Source organism: Bifidobacterium saimiriisciurei (assembly GCF_010667655.1).
Lineage (GTDB): Bacteria > Actinomycetota > Actinomycetes > Actinomycetales > Bifidobacteriaceae > Galliscardovia > Galliscardovia saimiriisciurei.
The window spans coordinates 18,348-40,354 of record NZ_WHZU01000007.1; the positions used below are offsets into that span (position 1 = coordinate 18,348).

The following is a 22,007-nucleotide window of genomic DNA, read 5'->3' on the forward strand; positions in this document are numbered from 1 at the left end:
GACACATCATTGGGAAGGGAAGGCCATGACAACCACGAATGATACGGTTCCCGACATCGAGCTCGCCGGCGGGGTGAACATCCCCCAGGTCGGCTTCGGCGTGTTCCAGATTCCCGGCAAGGACACGCAGCGGGCCGTGGAGGAAGCCCTGGAGATCGGCTACCGGCACTTCGACACGGCGGCCGCCTACTACAACGAGGAGGGCGTGGGCGCCGCGCTCAGGGCCACCGGCATGGCGGGCAAGGTGTTCGTTACCACGAAGCTGCGCAACTGCGATCAGGGCTACGACGCGGCGAAGGTCGCCTTCGAGGAGTCCCGCCGCAAGCTCGGGGTGGACGTGCTCGACCTGTATCTGATCCACTGGCCGTTCGCGTTGATCGACCGCTATGTGGAGACCTGGAGGGCGATCCTCGAGATCAAGGAGCAGGGCGCGCTGCGCGCGGCCGGCGTATCGAACTTCCTGACGGAGCATCTGCAGCGCCTTATCGACGAGACCGGCGAGGCCCCCGTCATCGACCAGATCGAGGTGCATCCGCGCTTCTCCCAGCCCGACGTGAGGGAATACTGCGCAAGCCACGGAATCGCGGTGGAGGCATACTCGCCGTTGGGCCACGGCGGCGACATGAACGCGCCCGAGGTACTGCGCGCGGCCGAGGCGCACGGCGTCACGCCGGCGCAGGTGGTGCTGCATTGGCACGTGCAGTCCGGACGCGTGGTCATTCCCAAGTCGTCGCATCCCGACCGCATGCGCCAGAACCTCGACATCTTCGGGTTCTCGCTCACCGACGAGGAGATGGCGGCCATCGATGCGCTGCATACGCCGCAGGGGCGCATCTCCGGCGATCCCGCCACGAACGTCAACTCCCAGTCGTGGGCCGATCAGTTCTCCCGCGGCAACGTCTCCTGACGGTCCGCGGCCCGTCGCCGGGCGCGTCTTCGCGTTGCCGAGAGCTGACGCTAGACTAGTGGCTTTGGTATGGAACTTTGAGCCGCTGTCGTGATACAGCCGAAGGACGAACAAGGAGACGCGCTTGGCGAAAGAGCAGCACAACAAGCCCGGGTATACCGATCAGTCGCTGATCAGGAATTTCTGCATCATCGCGCATATCGACCACGGCAAGTCGACGGTCGCCGACCGCATCCTGCAGCTGAGCGGCATCGTGCCCGAGCGCGAGATGCGGGACCGCTTCCTCGACCGCATGGACATCGAGCAGGAACGCGGCATCACCATCAAGTCGCAGGCCGTCCGCGTGCCGTGGACGCTCGACGGCACCGAATACACGCTCGGCATGATCGACACCCCGGGCCACGTCGACTTCACCTATGAGGTGTCGCGTGCGCTGGCGGCGTGCGAGGGTGCCGTGCTGCTGGTCGACGCCACCCAGGGCATCGAGGCGCAGACGCTGTCGAACCTGTACATGGCCATCGACCATGATCTGACCATCATTCCCGTGCTCAACAAGATCGACCTCCCCAGCGCCGAGCCCGAAAAGCACGCCGAGGAGATCGCGGGACTCATCGGATGCAACCCCTCCGACGTGCTGCGGGTCTCCGGCAAGACCGGCGAGGGCGTCGCCGACCTGCTCGACCAGATAGTGATGGAGGTGCCGGCCCCCGAAGGCGACCCCGAGGCCCCGGCCCGCGCGCTGATCTTCGATTCCGTGTATGACTCCTACCGCGGCATCGTCACCTACATCCGTATGGAGGACGGCGAACTGCACTCGCGCGAGAAGGTGCACATGATGGGCATCGGCATGACCCATGAGCCCATCGAGATCGGCGTGATCAGCCCCGACATGACGCCGACGAAGGCGTTGGGGGCCGGCGAGGTCGGATACATCATCACCGGCGCGAAGGACGTCAGCCAGTCCAAGGTGGGCGACACGCTGACCTCCGCGGTCAGGCCCGCCGCCGAACCGCTGCCCGGATACCGGGACCCGAAGCCGATGGTCTACTCCGGCCTGTTCCCCGTGGACAACGCCCAGTTCCCCGAACTGCGTGAGGCCCTTGACAAGCTCAAGCTCAACGACGCCGCCCTCATCTATACCCCCGAGACCTCCGTGGCCCTCGGCTTCGGCTTCCGCTGCGGCTTCCTCGGCCTGCTGCACATGGAGATCGTTTCGGAGCGCCTGAGCCGTGAATTCGGGCTCGACCTCATCCAGACCGCCCCCAACGTCACCTATGAGGTGACAAGCGAGGACGGCAAGATGCATCATGTGACCAACCCGAGTGAATTCCCCGAGGGCAAGGTCAAGAAGATCGTCGAGCCGATGGTTGCCGCCGACATCATCCTTCCCAAGGAGTTCATCGGCGCGGTGATGGACCTGTGTCAGGAGCATCGCGGACAGATGGGCACCATGGAATACATCTCCACCGAGCGCGTGGAGATGCATTACCGCATGCCGCTCGCCGAGATCGTGTTCGACTTCTTCGACCAGCTCAAGAGTCGCACCAAGGGATATGCCTCGCTCGACTACCATGAGGACGGCGAGCAGAGCGCCGACCTCGTCAAGGTCGACATCCTCATCCAGGGCGACAAGGTCGATGCGTTCAGCGCCATCGTCCACCGCGACAAGGCCTATAGCTACGGTGTCATGATGACGAAGAAGCTGCGTGAGCTCATTCCCCGCCAGCAGTTCGAGATTCCGATCCAGGCGGCCATCGGCTCGCGCATCATCGCGCGCGAGACCATCCGCGCCCTGCGCAAGGACGTGCTCGCCAAGTGCTACGGAGGCGACATCACCCGTAAGCGCAAGCTGCTCGAAAAGCAGAAGGCCGGCAAGAAGCGCATGAAGATGCTCGGCCATGTGGAGGTGCCGCAGGAGGCGTTCATCGCGGCGCTGTCCACCGACGAGCCCACCGACCGGGACACCAAGGACAAGATCCGCGCGGCGCAGAAGAAGGAAGGCTGAGTCGTCCGTCCGGCCCCCGCCTGGGAGCCGGACGGCATGCGAGGGGAGTGTTTTTCCGAAAAGATGGAGTACGAAGTCTACATCCATGTGCCGTTCTGCCTTCGGCGCTGCGGCTACTGCGATTTCAACACGTATACGGCCACCGATCTCGGTGCCGGCGCCTCGCGGGGCAACTACGCCAACATGGTCATCCGCGAGATGAGGACCGTCCGGCGCTGGCAGCTCGATCACGGCATCGACGAACCCGCCGCGTCCACGGTCTTCTTCGGCGGCGGCACCCCCACCATCCTGCCCGCGTCCGATCTGGTACGCATGGTCGATGCGATACGCGATGCATGGGGCCTCGCCTCTGATGCGGAGATCACGACCGAGGCCAATCCCGACACCGTGGACGCCGACTACATCCGCGAGCTCGCCGACGGCGGGTTCACCAGGATCTCCTTCGGCATGCAATCCGCCGTGCCGCACGTGCTGCGCACCCTCGACCGGACCCATACCCCTGAGAACGTCGCCGCCGGGGTGCTGGCCGCCGGGCGCTGCGGGCTGCGCAGCAGCGTCGACCTCATCTACGGCGCGCCGGGCGAGAGCCTCGATGATTGGCGGACGTCGGTGCGCGCGGCCATCGACCTTGGCGTGGACCATGTCTCGGCATACGCCCTGACCGTGGAGACGACCACGAAGATGGGGCGGCGCATCGCGGCGGGCACCCTTCCCAAGCCGGATGACGACGACGAGGCCGCCAAGTACGAGATCGCCGACGACCTGCTCTCCGCGGCGGGACTGCAATGGTACGAGATATCCAATTGGGCCCGACCCGGTCAGGAGAGCCGCCACAACCTCGGATACTGGCGCAACGTCGACTGGGCGGGAATGGGCCCCGGCGCGCACTCCCACTACGCCATGCCGGATCGGCCTGACGACGGGCGCGGACGCGGGGAGGACGCCTACGGCATCCGTTCGTGGGACATCGCCCACCCGAGGATGTGGGGTCGGAAGGTGAGTCTGGACGAGGTCCCATGGCAGGGGGAGGAGACCATCACCTACGACGAGAACGCGGAGGAGACCATCATGCTCGGCCTGCGGCTGCGGGAGGGGCTCGGGCTCGACCGGCTGTCCGTCGAACTCGGCCGCGAGCTGACGGCGGACATGTTCCGTCCGGTCCTCGACGAGGGTCTCGCCGTCATCGAGAACGGACGGATCGTCCCCACCCGGCGTGGACGTCTGCTCAACGATTCCCTGATCGCCGAATGCTTCGGGATCTGCGGCCTGTAATTCCATGGCGCCCGGGCGTGTCGGCGCCGAAGGACGCCATCGCATTCCGAATGGCGACTCGTTTCGGAGGAGTCGCCATTCGGTGTGTCCCGAGGGTGGAAAGGCTTCGGCGGAAAGCGCTTCGGTTAGGGTCGACGGCGACCGCCATCGAAAAGTGTCTCATTATATGGAACTCTAGTGAGCCTTAGAAAAGAAAAGTCTTTAAAACTTTTGGCAATTGTGATATATGCCCCTGGTTGCATCTAAGATACATTTTGGCTGTATTCTGTCAAGGCAAATAAAACGCAGGCGAAGGCCTGCCCTAGACCAGAGGTGATTTCGGTGACATTACACGCTCCGCTTGATCTGACGATACATACTCCCGAAGGGATGTATGACCCTACCTCGGAGCATGACGCCTGCGGCGTTGGTATGGTCACCACCCTCAACAAGATTCCCGAGCGCAAGATCGTCGACGACGCGATCGAGGTGCTCATCAACCTCGACCACCGCGGCGCCGTGGGCGCCGAGGAGAACACGGGCGACGGCGCGGGCATCCTGATGTCCATGCCCGACGAGTTCATGCGCAACACCGTCGGCGTCGAACTGCCCGAGGAAGGCCACTACGTCGCCGGCATCGCGTTCCTTGACCGCGACATCGCCGCCGGCGCGCAGCAGGAGCAGGCCATCGCCAAGATCGTGGAGGAGGAGGGCCTCACGGTCCTGGCCTGGCGTGTGGTGCCCACCAACCCGAACGGCCTCGGCCTGCAGGCGCTGGCCTCCATGCCGGCCTTCAAGACGCTGGTCTTCGCCGATGCCGACGACGCGAAGCTCGGCGGCATCGAACTGGAGCGCAAGGCGTTCCGCGTGCGCAAGCGCGTCGAGCACGAGGTGGGTGTCTACTTCGCCTCGCTGTCGAGCCGCACCATCACCTACAAGGGCATGCTCACCACCATGCAGCTCAAGCCCTTCTTCGAGGACCTCTCCGATCCGAGCATGAAGGCGCGCGTGGCCATCGTGCACTCCCGCTTCTCCACCAACACGTTCCCGAGCTGGCCTCTGGCCCAGCCGTTCCGCCTGCTCGCCCACAACGGCGAGATCAACACCATCCAGGGCAACCGCAACTGGCTCTCCGCCCGTGAAGGCCGTCTGAGCTCCGAACTGCTCGGCGAGTTCAAGCCGCTGCTGCCCATCAACACCCCCGGATACTCCGATTCCGGCACCTTCGACGAATGCCTCGAGCTGCTGCACCTCGCCGGCCGCTCCCTGCCGCACGCCATCTCCATGATGCTGCCGCCGGCCTGGGAGAAGAACGACGCGCTCGACCCGGACGTCAAGGCGTTCTACGAGTACAACAACACGCTCATCGAGCCGTGGGACGGCCCGGCTGACATCGTGTTCACCGACGGCACCCAGGTGGGCGCCCTGCTCGACCGCAACGGATTCCGCCCCGGCCGCTGGCAGGTGACCGACGACGGCTACGTGGTGCTCGCCTCCGAGACCGGCGTGCTCAACGAGATTCCGCAGGACCACATCGTCGAGAAGGGCCGTCTGGAGCCCGGCAAGATGTTCCTCGTCGACACCGCCGAAGGACGCATCATCCCCGACGAGGAGATTAAGAGGAACCTCGCCTCGCAGCACCCGTACCGCCAGTGGGTCGAAGGCAACTCCATCGAGCTCAACCAGCTGCCCGCCCGCGAGCACGTGCGTCACTCCGGACAGTCCGTGCAGCGCCGTCAGCGTGCCTTCGGCTACACCGAGGAGGACCTCAAGCTCCTGCTCACGCCGATGGCCAACACCGGCAAGGAGCCGCTGGGCTCCATGGGCAACGACGTTCCGCTGCCCGTGCTCTCCAAGCGTTCGCGCATGCTGTTCGACTACTTCACGCAGAAGTTCGCCCAGGTGACCAACCCGCCGCTCGACTGGGAGCGCGAGGAGATCGTCACCTGCCTCGAATCCGCCATCGGCCCCGAGCCGAACCTGCTCGAGGACAGCGAGCTGCACGCCAAGAAGGTGCTCATCCCGCTGCCGGTCATCGACAGCGACGAGATGGCCCAGCTCAAGCGCCTCGACCGTGCGCCGATCCTCGGCGGCTACTACAAGCCGTTCGTGGTCAAGGGCCTCTACCAGGTCGCCGGCGGCGGCAAGGCCCTCGAGGAGCGTCTCGAGGAGATCTTCAACGAGATCGACGAGGCCATCGCCGACGGCAAGAACTTCCTCGTGCTCTCCGACCGCGACTCCAACCACACGTGGGGCCCCATCCCGTCGCTGCTGCTCACCAGCGCCGTGCAGCATCATCTGCTGCGCCGTCACACCCGTACCCAGGTCTCCATGGCCGTTGAGGCCGGCGACGTTAGGGAGATCCATCACGTCGCCCTGCTCATCGCCTACGGCGCCGCCTGCGTGAACCCGTACCTGGCACTCGAATCCGTGGAGGACCTCTCCAACCGCGGCTACGTGAACGTCGAGCCCGCCAAGGCCGTGAGGAACCTCATCAAGGCGCTCTCCACCGGCGTGCTCAAGATCATGAGCAAGATGGGCGTCTCCACCATCATGAGCTACCGCGGCGCCCAGCTGTTCGAGGCCATCGGCCTGAGCGAGGACGTTATCGACAAGTACTTCACCGGCACCACGTCCCGCGTCGGCGGCGTCGGCCTCGACGAACTGGCCGAGGAGGTCGCCATCAGGCACCGCGTGGCCTACCCGAACCAGTGGACCGCCACGCCGCACCGCAACCTGCGCACCGGCGGCGAGTACAAGTGGCGCCGCACCGGCGAGGATCACCTCAACGATCCGGAGGCCATCTTCCTGCTGCAGCAGTCGACCCAGCGCGGCGACTACGACATGTTCAAGAAGTACACGCACCACATCAACGACACCTCCAACCGCCTGATGACGCTGCGCGGCCTCATGAAGTTCAACGACAAGCGCAAGCCCATCGACATCTCCGAGGTCGAGCCGGCCAGCGAGATCGTCAAGCGGTTCTCCACCGGCGCCATGAGCTACGGCTCCATCTCGCAGGAGGCGCACGAGACGCTCGCCATCGCCATGAACCAGATCGGCGCACGCTCCAACTCCGGCGAGGGCGGCGAATCCGACGACCGCATCAACGATCCGAAGCGCTATAGCCGCATCAAGCAGATCGCCTCGGCGCGCTTCGGCGTGACCAGCGACTACCTCGTGCACGCCACCGACCTGCAGATCAAGCTCGCCCAGGGCGCCAAGCCCGGCGAGGGCGGCCACCTGCCCGGCGCCAAGGTCCCGCCGTGGATCGCCAAGGTCCGTCACGCCACGCCCGGCGTGGAGCTCATCTCCCCGCCGCCCCACCACGACATCTACTCCATCGAGGACCTCAAGCAGCTCATCAACGATGCGAAGATGGCCAATCCGAAGGCACGCATCCACGTGAAGCTCGTCTCCGAGTTCGGCGTGGGCACCATCGCCGCCGGCGTGGCCAAGTGCCATGCGGACGTCGTGCTCATCTCCGGCTACGACGGCGGCACCGGCGCGGCACCGCTCAACGCCATCAAGCACGCCGGCACCCCGTGGGAGATCGGTCTTTCCGAGACCCAGCAGACGCTGATCCTCAACGGCCTGCGCTCCCGCATCGTCGTGCAGTGCGACGGCGAGCTCAAGACCGGCCGCGACGTCGTCATCGCCGCGCTGCTGGGCGCCGAGGAGTTCGGCTTCGCCACGGCCGCGCTGATCGTCGAGGGCTGCGTCATGATGCGCGCCTGCCAGAAGAACACCTGCCCGCAGGGCATCGCCACCCAGGATCCGGAGCTGCGCGCCCGCTTCCGCGGCAAGCCCGAGCACGTGGTGAACTTCTTCATGTTCATCGCCGAGGAGGTTCGTGAGATCCTCGCCCAGCTCGGCTTCCGTACGCTCGAGGAGGCCGTGGGCCACGTCGAGTGCCTCGACCAGGACGAGGCCATCAAGCGTTGGAAGTCCGACGGCATCGACCTGAGCAACGTGCTCATGCAGGCCGGACCGACCCCCGGCACGATTCTGCACAACACCACCAAGCAGAACCACGAGCTCGAGAAGGCTCTTGACAACAAGCTCATCGAGCTTGCACAGCCGGCCTTGGAGCGCAAGGAGCCCGTCCGCATCGAGCTGCCGATCCGCAACGTCAACCGCACCGTCGGCACCATGCTCGGCTACGAGATTACCAGGCGCTACGAGGCAGAGGGCCTGCCCGACGACACCATCGACATGACGCTGCACGGCTCGGGAGGCCAGTCCATCGGCGCGTTCATCCCGCGCGGTGAGACCATGCGAATCTACGGCGAGGTCAACGACTACGCCGGCAAGGGTCTTTCCGGCGGCCGCATCATCGTGCGTGCCGAGGACGGCGTGACCTTCGACCCGCATACGAACGTCATCGCCGGCAACGTGACGGGCTTCGGCGCCACCTCCGGCGAGATGTTCGTCGCCGGCAGGGCGGGCGAGCGATTCGCCGTGCGCAACGGCGGCGCCACGTTCGTCGTCGAGGGCGTGGGCGATCACGGCTGCGAGTACATGACCGGCGGCACCGTGGTGGTGCTCGGCCCCACCGGCCGCAACTTCGGCGCCGGATTCTCCGGCGGCAACGCCTACATGCTCGACCTCGACATGGCGAAGGTGAACCCCTCCGCCGTCAAGAGCGGTGCGCTCAAGTTCCTCCCGCTGGAAGGCGAGGAGGCCGAGACCGTGCACGCGCTGGTCAAGAAGCACGCCGAGGAGACCGATTCGAGCATCGCCAAGGAGCTGCTCGAGAACTGGTCCGACTCCGTCAAGCGGTTCACGCACGTGGTGCCCACGCAGTACGTCGCCATGACCCGCGCGATGAAGCAGGCCGAAGAGAATAATGTCGATTTCAACGCTCCGGGGGCCTGGGAGAAGGTCTACGAGCAGGTTATGGAAGGGGTGCGCTGAACATGGGCGATCCTAGAGGTTTTCTGAAGGTCCGTTCCCGCCGCGAGCTTGCCGAACGCCCGGTCGAGGAGCGCATCAAGGACTGGCTCGACGTGCATGCCGAGTCCGGTCTGCAGCCGTGGACGCAGGAACAGGCCGCGCGATGCATGGACTGCGGCACGCCGTTCTGCATGACCGGCTGCCCGCTGGGCAATGTCATCCCCGAATTCAACGACCTGGTACGCCAGGGCCAGTGGGAGGACGCCTACAACAAGCTGTCGATGACCAACAACTTCCCCGAGGTCACCGGCCGCATCTGCCCGGCCCTGTGCGAGGCCGCCTGCGTGCTCGGCATCCATCAGCCGCCGACGATGATCAAGCTCGACGAACAGACCATCATCGATCAGGCATGGAATCTCGACTACGTCAAGCCGCAGCCTCCGCAGCGACTCACCGATCAGACCGTGGCCGTCGTCGGATCCGGTCCCGCCGGCCTCGCCTGCGCCCAGCAGCTCACGCGCGCCGGCCACACCGTGGTCGTCTACGAGCGTCATGACGCCATCGGCGGACTCATGCGCTACGGCATCCCGAACTTCAAGCTCGACAAGTCGCTGCTCGACCGCCGTGTGGAGCAGATGGAGGCCGAAGGCACCGTGTTCCACACCAACGTGGAGATCGGCAAGGACATCTCGTGGGACGAGCTGCGCTCCCGCTACGATGCCGTGGTCGTCGCCATCGGTTCCACCGTTCCGCGCGACATGAAGCTGCCCGGCCGCGAGCTTGACGGCATCCACTTCGCCATGGACTTCCTGCCCGACGCCACCCGCCGCGTCTGGGGCAAGAAGCCGATCAACGACATCACCGCCAAGGACAAGCACGTCGTGGTCATCGGCGGCGGCGACACCGGTTCCGACTGCCTCGGCACCTCCATCCGCCAGGGAGCCAAGTCCGTCACCGTGCTGCAGATCATGTCCCAGGAGCCCACGGAGCGTCCCGCCAACCAGCCTTGGCCGACCTTCGCCCGCCTGTACCAGAAGACCTCCTCCATGGAGGAGGGCGGCACCTACATCTACGACACCGATTCCGTGGAATTCGAAGGTACCACGCTGCCCGAGAACATCCATGAGATCGACGGCGTGCAGACCGAGGGCTTCGTCTCCGACGAGAAGGGACACGTCACCGGCCTGAAGATCGTGAAGGTCGCCCCCGGCGAGAACGGGCCATTCACCCGCCAGGCCGGCACCGAGCGCATCATCCCCGCGGACCTGGTGCTGATCTCCGTCGGCTTCCTCCACCCGGAGACCGACACGCTCGTCGACCAGCTGCCCGTCGACCTCGACGGCCGCGGCAACGTGGCGCGCAACGACTCCTTCGCCACCAGTCAGGACGGCGTCTTCGCCTGCGGCGACGCCGGACGCGGCCAGTCGCTCGTCGTATGGGCCATCTCCGAGGGCCGCAGCTGCGCCGCAGCCGTGGACAAGTACCTCACCGGAAGCACCGAGCTGCCGGCTCCCATCGTCGCCTCGCAGCGCCCGATGGCGCTGCCGCGCCGCTGACCGCCGGTCGGCCCGACGAACGTGACGGCCCGTCTCCTGCATGCGCACGGAGGCGGGCCGTCATCCGTGAAACACGTTTCCAGCGCCATGACCTCGGATGGATGTGAGGTAAAGTGGTGCGCAGCATAAACCCATCACAACAGGAGTGATTCCATGCCCAATCGTGCCGAACGCCGTGCCAATGCCAAACGCAACCGCAAAGGTACCGTGAAGCAGCCGGCGCGCTACCAGGCCAGGTCCCGCGAAGGACTGGTCGACGAATACTCGCTGCAGGAGAAGTCCATTCGTCTGCAGGACGGCCAGACGGGGGAGTGGAAGCCCTCGGCCAAGACCGACCTGCCCGTCCAGAGCACGTCCTCCACCGTTCGGGAGCCCGGCAAGCTGAGCCTGCCCCATACGGCCCGCGGCTGGATCCGCTTCCTTTGCTGGCTGCTGATCGTACTGTCCGCCATGGCGTTCTTCGTGGTCATGTGGATTCCCAACATGCCCACATGGTCGGTCATCGTGGTGTCGGCCGTGTTCGCCGTCGGCGTGCTCAGCCTGTTCTTCGTCTCGGGGGACCCCAAGGACAACCCCAACGTCGACGAATACGGCACCGCCGTGTGACGAAGGACCCGCACGACACGGACACCCTCAAGAACCGCCGATATTGGCGGTTCTTTTTTATACTTGGGAGTGTTCGCAATCAGAGCAACGAAGGAGACGCCTATGAAAGTCGATATCCTCACCCGCGAATTTCCCCCGCACATCTACGGTGGCGCCGGAGTTCATGCAGAAGAGCTTTCCAAGGTCCTGGCGGAACGCATCGACGTGACCGTCCGCGCATTCGACGGCCCGCGCAAGGCCGACGAGGTACCGGCCATTCCGGGAACCGACCCCAAGGGCAGTCTCACCGTGGTCGGCTATGACACGCCGACCGAGCTTGCCGACGCGAACGCCGCATTGAAGACGTTCGGCGTCGACCTGCAGATCGCCAACGACGTGGACGCCGACCTCGTCCACGCACACACGTGGTACGCCTGCCTGGCCGGCCGCCTCGCGCAGCAGCTGCACGAGATCCCGTTGGTCATCACCGCGCACAGCCTCGAGCCTTTCCGACCGTGGAAGCGCGAGCAGCTCGGCGGTGGCTACAACCTCAGCTCCTGGGCCGAGCGCGACGCCTACGAGCACGCCGACGGCATCATCGCCGTCTCCGGCGGCATGAAGAAGGACATCCTCGCCGCCTACCCGAATGTGGACCCAGACAAGGTGCATGTGGTATACAACGGCATCACCATGAGCGAGTTCGCCACCCCTGCGGCCGACGATTCGGGCTGGGGCGTGTTCGAACGCTACAACATCGACCGCAGCAAGCCCACGCTGCTGTTCGTCGGCCGCATCACGCGCCAGAAGGGTCTGCCGTACCTGCTCAAGGCGCTGCACTTCGTCGACAAGGACGTGCAGGTGGTGCTGTGCGCCGGCGCGCCTGACACTCCGGAGATCGCCGCCGAGGTCAAGACCGCCTTCGCCGAGCTCGACAAGGAGCGCGGCAACATCATCTGGATCGAGGAGATGCTGCCGAAGAACGAGCTGAGCGCCCTGGAGCACGGCTGCGACGCATTCATCTGCCCGAGCATCTACGAGCCGCTGGGCATCGTGAACCTCGAGGCCATGGCCTGCGGCCTGCCCGTCGTGGCCAGCGCCACAGGCGGCATCCCCGAGGTCGTCGTCGACGGCGAGACCGGCTACCTCGTGCCGATCGACCAGCTGCACGACGGCACCGGCACCCCCACCAATCCGGACAAGTTCGTGCATGACATGGCCGACGCCATCAACAAGGTCATGCGCGATCCCGAACTCGCCAAGAAGATGGGCGAGGCCGGATACGCCCGCGCCCGCGACGTGTTCAGCTGGGAGACCATCGCCGACGAGACCATCAAGGTCTACAACGCCATCCTCAACGGCTGATCCGCCGGAGGCGTCGCACATTGCCGTATCGTACGAAGTGATTCCGTGCGATACGGCAATGTCGTTTACCGGCGGCGGTTCGCCGGCGCCAAGACGGCATCGAACCATCGCCGTCAACATCAACGTCCTGAACATCCTCTTCCGAAAGGCCCTCATCATCCCATGACCGACGACATCGCATTGCAGCTCACCGACGTGGAATTCCGCCGACAGGGCAGGGTGATCCTCACCGGCGTAGACCTGACCATCCGGCGGGGGGAGCGGTGGGTTCTGTTCGGGCCGAACGGCATCGGCAAGTCCACGCTCATCGCCATGATGGCCACGCGCCTGCACCCCAGCGACGGGACCGTCGACATCCTCGGCAACCGGTTGGGCAAGGTGAACGTGTTCTCGTACCGCCATCGCATCGGCCTGTCCTCCGCCGAACTCTCACGTGCGTTCCCGCCCGACGAGGACCCGCTCGATGCCGTGGTCACGGCACTGACCGCCACCACCGGCCGCTGGCGTGACTCCTATACGCAGGAGGAGATGGACAGGGCGCGGGCATTGCTGCGGCGATTCGGCGTGGGGTATCTCGAGGGCAAGCAGATGTGGAAGCTCTCGGAGGGCGAACGCACCCGTGTGCTGATCTGCCGCGCCCTCATGGCGGACCCCGAGCTCGCCATCCTCGACGAACCCACCACGGGTCTTGACCTCGGAGGCAGGGAGCTCGTCGTCAAGGCTCTCGGCGATCTGGGCCGCGAGCGCTCCGACCGTGCCGTGGTGCTCGTGACCCACAGGCTCGAGGAGATCCCCGAGGGATTCGACCGCATCGCCGTCATGGGACGGCTCTCCGGTGATGAGAAGACGGCGCACGCCGTCAAGGTGCAGGGAGGCGACCCCGCACCGGGCACCATCATCTACACCGGCGACCTTGAACACGGTCTGACCTCGCAGCGGGTGTCGGACATCTTCGGGCTGCCCCTCACCGTTCGCCACGACGGCGGCCGCTGGCAGGCATTCGCCGCCTGAACCGTTTTGGCCACATGCTCGACGGCCGGTATACTGAGCCGTCGGCAATCGAATCACGACCGGTCGCAACCGCGCCGGCGAAGGGCAAGACCACGAGGAGCGTTCATGGTACGTCGCGGACCGCTGCAGCCAGGTGAAAAAGTGCAGCTCACCGATCGCAAGGGCAAGAAGATCACCATACAGCTCGTCGCCGGTGAGGAGACCCAGACCGAGCGCGGCATGATCCGCCATGACGAGATCATCGGCGGACCCGAAGGCGCGGTGGTCGCCACCGTCACCAGCGAGGGCACGGTCGGCAGCGCCGCCGAGGCGTACCGGAGCAATCCCCGCAAACCCTGGAAGAACACGCGCAAGATCGGCGGATGGCAGTACACCGTGCTGCGCCCGAGGCTGCAGGACTTCATCCTGTCCATGCCACGAGGCGCCCAGATCATGTACCCAAAGGACATCGCGCAGGTGCTCGAGGTGTGCGACATCCGCCGCGGCATGCGCGTGCTTGAATCGGGCGGCGGCAGCGGCGCCATGAGCCTGCATCTGCTCGATGCCGTCGGCGATGAGGGATCGCTCACCACCATCGAGATGCGTCCGGAGTTCGCCCGCGTCTGCGAGGCGAACGCCACCGTGTACTTCGGCGAACGCCCCTCATGGTGGAACCTGCTGACAGGGGACTTCGACTCCGTCGCGGCCACGCTCGGGGAGCATTCGTTCGACAGAATCTTCCTCGACATGCTCGACCCGTGGAACCGGCTTGAGCAGGCATCCCGTGTGATCGCCCCCGGCGGCGTGCTCACCTGCTACGTGACCACCACCACGCAGATGAGTCGCGTGGCCGAGGCCATGCGGGCCTCGGGACAGTGGACGGAGCCGGAGATAGGCGAGACGCTGGAACGCGGATGGAAGGCCCAGGGCCTCGCCGTCCGTCCCAATCACGAGATGATCGGACACACCGGATTCCTCGTTACGGCACGTGCCATGGCGCCGGACGTGCAGGCCCTGCACAAGCGTCAGCGCGGCACGAAGGACACCTACACCGACATCGACGACATGACCCCCGAACAGCAGCAGGCGCGTCTCGAGGAACTCGAGCTCCGGGACATCTCCGACCGCAAGCTGCGCAAGGTCCTCAAGGATTTGGACACGCAGGTGGCGAATATCCCCTCGGGCCTGTAAGAATAGATTCCGGCGGGCGTTGCAGCTGCCCGCCGGAAAGGCCAGACAATGGGGGTCAACCTGAACAAGGTCGCCAAGAAGGCGAACGCATACCAGTACCAGCTCATCATCATGAGGCACGCCAAGGCGGAGTCCGGTTCATCCGGAGGGGACATCGACCGCGAACTGTCCGAGAAAGGCCGCAAGCAGGCCAAGAAGGTGGGCAAGGCCCTGGCCGCGATTTCGCTTGTACCCGACCAGATCAGCTGTTCCGGTGCCGTGCGTACCCGCCAGACGCTGGAACGCATGCTGAAGTACTTCGGCGACAAGCCGTCCGTCGACTATCGGCAGAGTCTGTACGACGGCGGCATGCAGGCCCTGTTGGACGAACTGGGGCATGTGAAGTCCGGGACAAGAAGGCTGATGATCATCGGCCACGACCCCACCGTGTCGGTGGCCAGCCAGTGGCTGGCGTCGCCGGATTCCGACCAGGCCATGCTCAACATCCTCGGACTTGGCATGTCTCCCGCCACGGTTGTTATCATGGGATCCGACAAGCCGTTCGAAAAATGGGGAATCAGGGACGGCAATCTCGTCGCGGTGCTCACCGCGAAGGACTGCGGCTGACGCCGGTCACGGCATCGACGTCATGTGTGATGCGGCCATGGTGGCCGATGGCGCCCGTCCACCATGCAAACAGGTTTCGACATAGTGGAATTCCGGTAATAAACACCTTTTATAGCGACATGCAAGTTCGATAGATACCATGTTCACCGATGAAATTTGCTAGTCTTTTTGCGGTTTTGACACGCTAAAAAATGGAGCATGTATGAGTGAACTCACCTCTGTCATCGGATTCCCGCGCATCGGCGGCAACCGTGAGCTGAAGAAGGTCATCGAAGGCTATTGGAAGGGCAAGAACGGCATCGACGAGGTCAAGGAGACCGCGGCCGGTCTTCGCGCCAAGCACTGGAAGCTGCAGAAGGACGCCGGAATCGACCTGATCCCGAGCAACGACTTCAGCTACTACGACCAGATGCTCGACACCGCCATCCTGCTCGGCGCCGTCCCGCAGCGCTACAAGGACCTCGGCCTCGGCGCCGAGGACACGCTGTTCGCCATCGCCCGCGGATACCAGGGCGACAAGGGCGACGTGACCGCCCAGCCGATGAAGAAGTGGTTCACCACGAACTACCACTACCTGGTTCCCGAGATCACCGCCGACACCGAGATCGCCCTGACCGGCACCAAGCCGTTCGACGAGTTCAACGAGGCCAAGGAACTCGGCATCGTGACCAAGCCCGTCGTCATCGGCCCCTACACCTTCCTCAAGCTCTCCCGCGGCGCCGAGGGCGCCGACCTCGAGCTGACCGACAAGCTCGTGGCCGACACCGCCAAGGCCTACGCCGACCTGCTCGTGAAGTTCAACGAGCTCGGCGCCCAGTGGGTGCAGCTCGACGAGCCGTATCTGGTGCTCGACAAGGAGGACGGCGACCTCGACCTCTTCTCCACGCTGTATCGCACCATCCTCGCCGCCAAGGGCGACGTCAAGGTGCTGCTGCAGACCTACTTCGGCCACATCGCCGACACCTACAAGACCGCCATCGAACTCGGCTTCGACGGCATCGGCCTCGACCTCATCGAAGGCAAGGACGAGAACCTCGCCGCCCTCGAGGAGAACGGCGCCCCCGAGAACGTGACCATCTTCGCCGGCGTGATTAACGGCCGCAACATCTGGCGCAACAACTACGCCGTGAGCCTCGGCCTGCTCGACGCCGTGAAGACCAAGGCCTCCCATGTGGCCGTCTCCACCGCCGACTCCCTGCTGCACGTGCCGTTCAGCACCGAAGGCGAGGACAAGCTTGCCGCCGACGTGCTCAAGCACTTCGCCTTCGCCGTCGAAAAGCTCGGCGAGCTCAAGGAAGTCGCCGAGCTGGCCGAACTGGACGACGCCGCCCGCGCCGCCGACGCCAAGCTCGCCGCCAACCAGCAGCTGTTCGACGGCACCCGCGTCGCTCCCGACGCCGCCGTGCGCGACCGTGTCGCCAAGCTCACCGCCGACGAGTACGTGCGCCAGCCCGCCCGTGCCGAGCGCCAGGCCATCCAGAAGCAGGAGCTCGGCCTTCCCGAGCTTCCGACCACCACCATCGGCTCCTTCCCGCAGACCCGCGAGGTGCGTTCCACCCGTGCCAAGTTCCGCAAGGGCGAGATCAGCAAGGCCGAATACGACAAGTTCATCGCCGAGCAGATCGACGACGTGCTGAAGAAGCAGGAGGAGATCGGCCTCGACGTGCTCGTCCATGGCGAGTTCGAGCGCAACGACATGGTCGAATACTTCGGCCAGAGCCTCAACGGCTTCCTCTTCACCAAGAACGCCTGGGTGCAGTCCTACGGCACCCGCTGCGTCAAGCCCCCGATCGTCTGGGGCGACGTCTCCCGCGCCAATCCCATCACCGTGGAATGGAGCTCGTACGCGCAGTCCAAGACCGACCATGTGGTCAAGGGCATGCTCACCGGTCCGGTGACCATCCTCAACTGGTCCTGGCCGCGCGAGGACATCACGCATGAGGCGCAGACCACGCAGCTCGCCCTCGCCATCCGCGACGAGGTGCTCGACCTCGAGGCCGCCGGCATCAAGGTCATCCAGATCGATGAGGCCGCACTGCGCGAGAAGCTGCCGGTCCGCCGTTCCGACTGGCATGTGAAGTACCTCGACTGGGCCGTTCCGGCCTTCCGCCTGGTGCATTCCGCCGTCAAGCCGGGCACGCAGATCCATACCCACATGTGCTACTCGGAGTTCAACGACATCATCCGCGACATCGACGCCATGGACGCCGACGTCATCTCCTTCGAGGCCTCCCGCGGCGACCTCGTGGTGCTCGACGCCATCCACGACGCCAACTTCGAGACCGAGGCGGGCCCCGGCGTCTACGACATCCACAGCCCGCGCATCCCGTCCGAGGACGAGATCGTGGACCGCATCCACGAGATTCTCAAGAAGATGGATGTGAACAAGGTCTGGATCAACCCCGACTGCGGTCTGAAGACCCGCGGCAACGCCGAGACCTGGCCGAGCCTCGAGCACATGGTCGCCGCCACGAAGAAGGTCCGCGCCGAACTCGCCAAGTAGTCCGACGTGGATTCCCTCGCGATATGACCACATGATGGGGGCGAAACCCTTGAGTTTCGCCCCCATCGTTGTTTCGGCATAGCATCAGCCGTCAAGACAAGAAGGATCATCCCATGCATTCCCCGCAGTTTTCCCTTGAGGTCTTTCCCCCGAAGCGCAACGCCCCGGTGGGAACCATCTACGACACCCTTGACGGGCTCGAAGGCGTGAACCCCGATTTCATCTCCGTCACCTATGGCCACGGCACCCATTCCGACCGTACCGCCACGGCAAGGATAGCCAATACGGTCCGCTCCGAGTACGGCATCCCCACGGTGGCCCATCTCACCGCACTCTACTCCGACAAGGACGTCGTCGACCAGGCCCTCGATATGTTCGACGCCGCCGGCGTATTCGGCGTGCTCGCCTTGCGCGGCGATGTGATCGAGGGGCAGCGAGAGGTCGGCGTCTTCGAACATGCCAGCGACCTCGTGTCCTACATCCGCGACCGTCGTCCGAACCTGAAGATCTTCGGCGCCTGCTACCCGGAGGGGCACATCGAATGCCCCTCGCTGGATGAAGACATCCGCAACCTGAAGATCAAGGTGGACGCCGGCGCCACCAACCTCATCTCCCAGCTGTTCTACGACAACGAGGACTTCCTCCGTTTCGTGGACAAGGCCCGGGCCGCCGGCATCGACGTGCCCATCGAGGCCGGCATCATGCCGGTCACCAGCGCGAAGTCCGTGCGCAACATGGCGGTCAAGAACGCCACGATCATCCCTCGGCAGCTTGAGGCGATGCTGGAGAAGTGGGGCGACGACCGCGAATCGCTGCGCCGCGCCGGCATCATCTACGCCTCGCAGCAGATCAACGACCTGGTGGCCCAAGGCGTCGACGGCATCCACCTGTATACGATGAACCATCCCGGAACCACGCGTCGTATCTGGCGCAACGTGGCCCCGCTCTTCCAGGAGGGCTGATGTCCATGCCGGGGGAGCGGCCCCCGGCGCTGTACAATTGGCAGAATGGACAAGGAAACCTCACGCGTATCGCTGCGCGAACTCATCCGGGCAGGCATGGCCAATCTCGAGACGGCGCAGAAGCTGTTCGCCTCACTGTCCGAGCTTGGCGTCGAAGGATACTATCGGTCCGAACTGCTGGGGGCGCTTTCCCAGGCCGATGACCCCGACACCGCCCTACGGCACATCACCGAGCTGGCGAACCGCGTCCATGACGAAGGCGAACCCATCGAATCCCTGTTCTCCGGTCTTGACGGTTTCTCGCGTCTCGTGGCGGTGCTCGGCGCCTCCGATGAGATCGGGCGTCTCATGCTGTCGCGTCCCATGCTGATCAAGGCGGTCACGGGCGAGGAATACGAGTCCCATCTGTGGAACCATGACCAGCGCAGGGCGGCGATCCTCCGGCGCATCGGCGCCGATCCGGCCTCCGATGCGCCGGCAAGCACACTGTCGCTTGCCGAATCCACCACGGAACTGCGTCGCTGCTACCGCGAGCAGCTCGCCGCCATCATGGCCAGGGACGTCACCGCCGACGATCCGCTGACCATCCAGCCGGCCATCAGCCGAAATCTCTCCGACCTTGCCGACGCGGCGCTCGAGGGCGCACTGGCCATCGCACGGCGCGAGGTGCCCGATAGCAGCCGATGCCGGTTCGCCATCATCGGCATGGGCAAGCTTGGCGCCCGCGAACTCAACTACGTCTCCGACGTGGACCTCATCTACGTGGTCGAACCGGCCGACGACGGGCTCGGCCATGAGCAACTCATCCGCATCGGCACCAGACTCGGCGTGACCCTGCAGAAGGTATGCCAGTCCGTGGTCATGGGCGTGGCCGAACCGACGCTGTGGCAGATCGACGGCGGCCTGCGCCCCGAAGGCAAGGACGGCCCGCTGGTGCGAACCCTGGACTCGCATATGGGCTACTACGACAAATGGGCGGAAAGCTGGGAATTCCAGGCCCTGCTCAAGGCGCGCCCGGTCGCGGGCGACCCGCAGCTCGGCCGGGAATACTATGACAGGACCCGCCCTCTGGTCTGGAGCGCGTCGAAGCGTGACAACTTCGTCTACGACTGCCAGCAGATGCGCAAACGCGTGGAGGACCTCATCCCCAAGCCGCAGAAGGACCGAGAGATCAAACTTGGTCGCGGAGGCCTGCGCGACGTGGAGTTCACCGTGCAGATGCTGCAGCTGGTGCACGGCCGCACCGACGAGGCGCTGCGCACCGCATCCACGCTGGACTCACTGCAGGCGCTGGCCGCCGGCGGATACGTCTCGCGCAAACAGGCCGCCAAGCTGGCGGCCGACTACGGATTCGAGCGCGTGCTCGAGCACCGGCAGCAGATGTGGGCGCTCAAGCGCACCCACCTGTTCCCCGACCTGGGGCGGGGCAACGAGGGCGGCATCGAGTCGCAACGGCAGCTCGACAAAGACTTCATCAACTCCAGCGCCGAACTGCGCAGGCTCGCTCGCGCACTGGGCACCCACCCCGACGAACTGATCGAACGCTTCGACGCCACGCGCCGCGAAGTCCGCCAGCTGCATCTGGACATCTACTTCCGTCCGATGCTGCCGAACATCGCCACCCTGGGCGAAGGCGAGATCAGCCTGAGCCCGGAGGCCACCAAGGAGCGTTTCGCGTCCATCGGCTTCGGGGACCCGGAGAACGCCATGCGGCACGTGCAGGCGCTCACCGAGGGCATCAGCCGATCGGCGAAGATCAACCGCATCATCCTGCCGGCCGTGCTGCAATGGCTTGGCGACGGACAGAACCCCGACATGGGTCTGCTGGCATGGCGCAAACTCGAGGAGAACTTCGGACAAGGCAGCGACTACCTCGGATTTCTGCGAGACTCCTCGTCCGCGGGCCAGCGACTATGCCACATCCTGTCGAACTCACGGTATCTCGGCGACGCCATGAACAAATCCATGGAATCGGTCACCTGGCTCGGCCACGACGAGGAGATGCAGCCGCGTTCCCGCCAAAGCCTGGACATCCAGTGCCATGCGGCGCGTATGCGGTTCCCCGACCGTGTCAACGACTTCGCCACGCTGCTGCGCTCGCTGCGTCGTCATGAGATCGAACGCATCGGACTCGGATGGATGAGCGGCGTCATCGCCGATGGCGACTGTCTCGAGGCCATGACCGTCGTCTACGACGCCCTGCTGGATAGCGCTCTCGACTGGTCCATCGACCACCAATGCCGTGAGCAGGGGCTGGATCAGCCGGCCGCAAGGCTCGCCGTCATCGGCATGGGGCGATACGGCGGCAGGGAGGTGAACTTCAGCTCCGACGCCGACGTCATCATCATCTACCGTCCGAACGGTTCGGCGGAGGACCGTCAGGCGTTCACCTTCGCCAAGGCCGTGGTCGACGATCTGCGCAGGATCCTCATGGGACCGGTCTCGATGGAGAACAAGATCGAGCTCGATCTCGATCTGCGTCCCGAAGGCAAGAACGGCCCGTTGGTCCGCTCCTACGAATCCTGCCGGGAATACTACTCCTCATGGGCAAGCACATGGGAACATCAGGCGCTGCTGCGTGCACGATACGCCGCCGGCGACGAACGGCTCGCCCACGACTTCCTCACCCTGCTCGCGAACCCGCTGCGATATCCCGACCAGCCGCTTTCCGAGGCGCAGATCAAGGACATCCGCAGGCTCAAGGCGCGTGTGGAGGCGGAGCGTCTGCCCCGAGGCGTCCGGCGCGAACGTCATCTCAAGCTCGGCAAGGGAGGCCTGTCCGACGTGGAATGGACCGTGCAGCTGCTGCAGCTGCAGAAGGCCCACGACCATCCCGAACTGCAGTGCGTCTCCACGATGCCGGCCCTCGACAGGCTCGAGGAGCTGGGGGAGATCGACCATGACGACGCCGCGATACTGCGCCAGGCATGGACCATGGCCACGAATGCCCGCAACGCGAACTACCTGTGGTCGGGGAGGGCCAACCGCGCCGACGTGCTTCCCGACGACACCTATTCGCTCGGCGGCATCGCGGCGGTGCTCAAGGAGCCCGCGCACCGCGGCCAGGCGTTCGAGAACGAGCTGCTCGGCATCATGCGCAAATGTCGTCTCGTAACCGACAGGCTGTTCTACGGCAAGGACGAGGAAGCCTGATCGCAACGGCATCCGCATGGCCGACATGTTGAACGAGAAT

General features: G+C 65.0%; 13 protein-coding genes. All 13 read left to right on the forward strand.

Annotated elements, in window-relative coordinates; all coding sequences use genetic code 11:
• The first annotated feature begins 25 nt into the window (after positions 1–25).
• The 13 genes from GFD18_RS05390 (at position 26) to GFD18_RS05450 (ending at position 21,967) form a co-directional block, all read left to right on the forward strand.
• Entirely contained in the window at positions 26–907 is an 882-nt protein-coding gene (locus tag GFD18_RS05390) for an aldo/keto reductase (protein ID WP_163200450.1), read from the forward strand.
• Between the two features lie 124 nt (positions 908–1,031).
• Positions 1,032–2,912 carry a translation elongation factor 4 gene (gene lepA / locus GFD18_RS05395; RefSeq protein WP_163200449.1) on the forward strand — a complete coding sequence of 627 codons (1,881 nt, stop codon included), beginning with the start codon at positions 1,032–1,034 and terminating at the stop codon, positions 2,910–2,912.
• 63 nt (positions 2,913–2,975) lie between these two features.
• Positions 2,976–4,184, forward strand: a complete 1,209-nt coding sequence (hemW, locus tag GFD18_RS05400) for a radical SAM family heme chaperone HemW (protein WP_163200448.1) — start codon at positions 2,976–2,978, stop codon at positions 4,182–4,184.
• A 321-nt stretch (positions 4,185–4,505) separates the two neighbouring features.
• Positions 4,506–9,080, forward strand: a complete 4,575-nt coding sequence (gene gltB / locus GFD18_RS05405) for a glutamate synthase large subunit (RefSeq protein WP_163200447.1) — start codon at positions 4,506–4,508, stop codon at positions 9,078–9,080.
• A 2-nt stretch (positions 9,081–9,082) separates the two neighbouring features.
• On the forward strand, positions 9,083–10,615 hold the full coding sequence (locus tag GFD18_RS05410; RefSeq protein ID WP_100511088.1) for a glutamate synthase subunit beta: 1,533 nt from the start codon (positions 9,083–9,085) through the stop codon (positions 10,613–10,615).
• A gap of 153 nt (positions 10,616–10,768) precedes the next feature.
• Positions 10,769–11,221, forward strand: coding sequence for a tripartite tricarboxylate transporter TctB family protein (locus GFD18_RS05415; RefSeq protein ID WP_163200446.1), 453 nt, complete (start codon positions 10,769–10,771; stop codon positions 11,219–11,221).
• 102 nt (positions 11,222–11,323) lie between these two features.
• Positions 11,324–12,562 (forward strand): glycogen synthase, encoded by a 1,239-nt coding sequence (glgA, locus tag GFD18_RS05420; protein WP_163200445.1) that lies wholly within the window; start codon positions 11,324–11,326, stop codon positions 12,560–12,562.
• Between the two features lie 162 nt (positions 12,563–12,724).
• A complete protein-coding gene (locus GFD18_RS05425; RefSeq protein ID WP_163200444.1) occupies positions 12,725–13,573 on the forward strand; it encodes an ABC transporter ATP-binding protein in 849 nt (282 codons plus the stop codon).
• Between the two features lie 105 nt (positions 13,574–13,678).
• On the forward strand, positions 13,679–14,743 hold the full coding sequence (locus GFD18_RS05430) for a tRNA (adenine-N1)-methyltransferase (RefSeq protein ID WP_163200443.1): 1,065 nt from the start codon (positions 13,679–13,681) through the stop codon (positions 14,741–14,743).
• Positions 14,744–14,791: 48 nt separating this feature from the next.
• A complete protein-coding gene (locus GFD18_RS05435) occupies positions 14,792–15,349 on the forward strand; it encodes a SixA phosphatase family protein (protein ID WP_163200442.1) in 558 nt (185 codons plus the stop codon).
• Between the two features lie 202 nt (positions 15,350–15,551).
• Complete coding sequence (metE, locus tag GFD18_RS05440; RefSeq protein ID WP_163200441.1) at positions 15,552–17,852, forward strand: 5-methyltetrahydropteroyltriglutamate--homocysteine S-methyltransferase; 2,301 nt, start codon at positions 15,552–15,554, stop codon at positions 17,850–17,852.
• Between the two features lie 113 nt (positions 17,853–17,965).
• Positions 17,966–18,814: a methylenetetrahydrofolate reductase [NAD(P)H] gene (metF, locus tag GFD18_RS05445; protein ID WP_163200440.1), complete on the forward strand. Its 849-nt coding sequence runs from the start codon at positions 17,966–17,968 to the stop codon at positions 18,812–18,814.
• A gap of 45 nt (positions 18,815–18,859) precedes the next feature.
• A complete protein-coding gene (locus GFD18_RS05450; RefSeq protein WP_163200439.1) occupies positions 18,860–21,967 on the forward strand; it encodes a bifunctional [glutamine synthetase] adenylyltransferase/[glutamine synthetase]-adenylyl-L-tyrosine phosphorylase in 3,108 nt (1,035 codons plus the stop codon).
• The last annotated feature ends 40 nt before the right edge of the window (positions 21,968–22,007 follow it).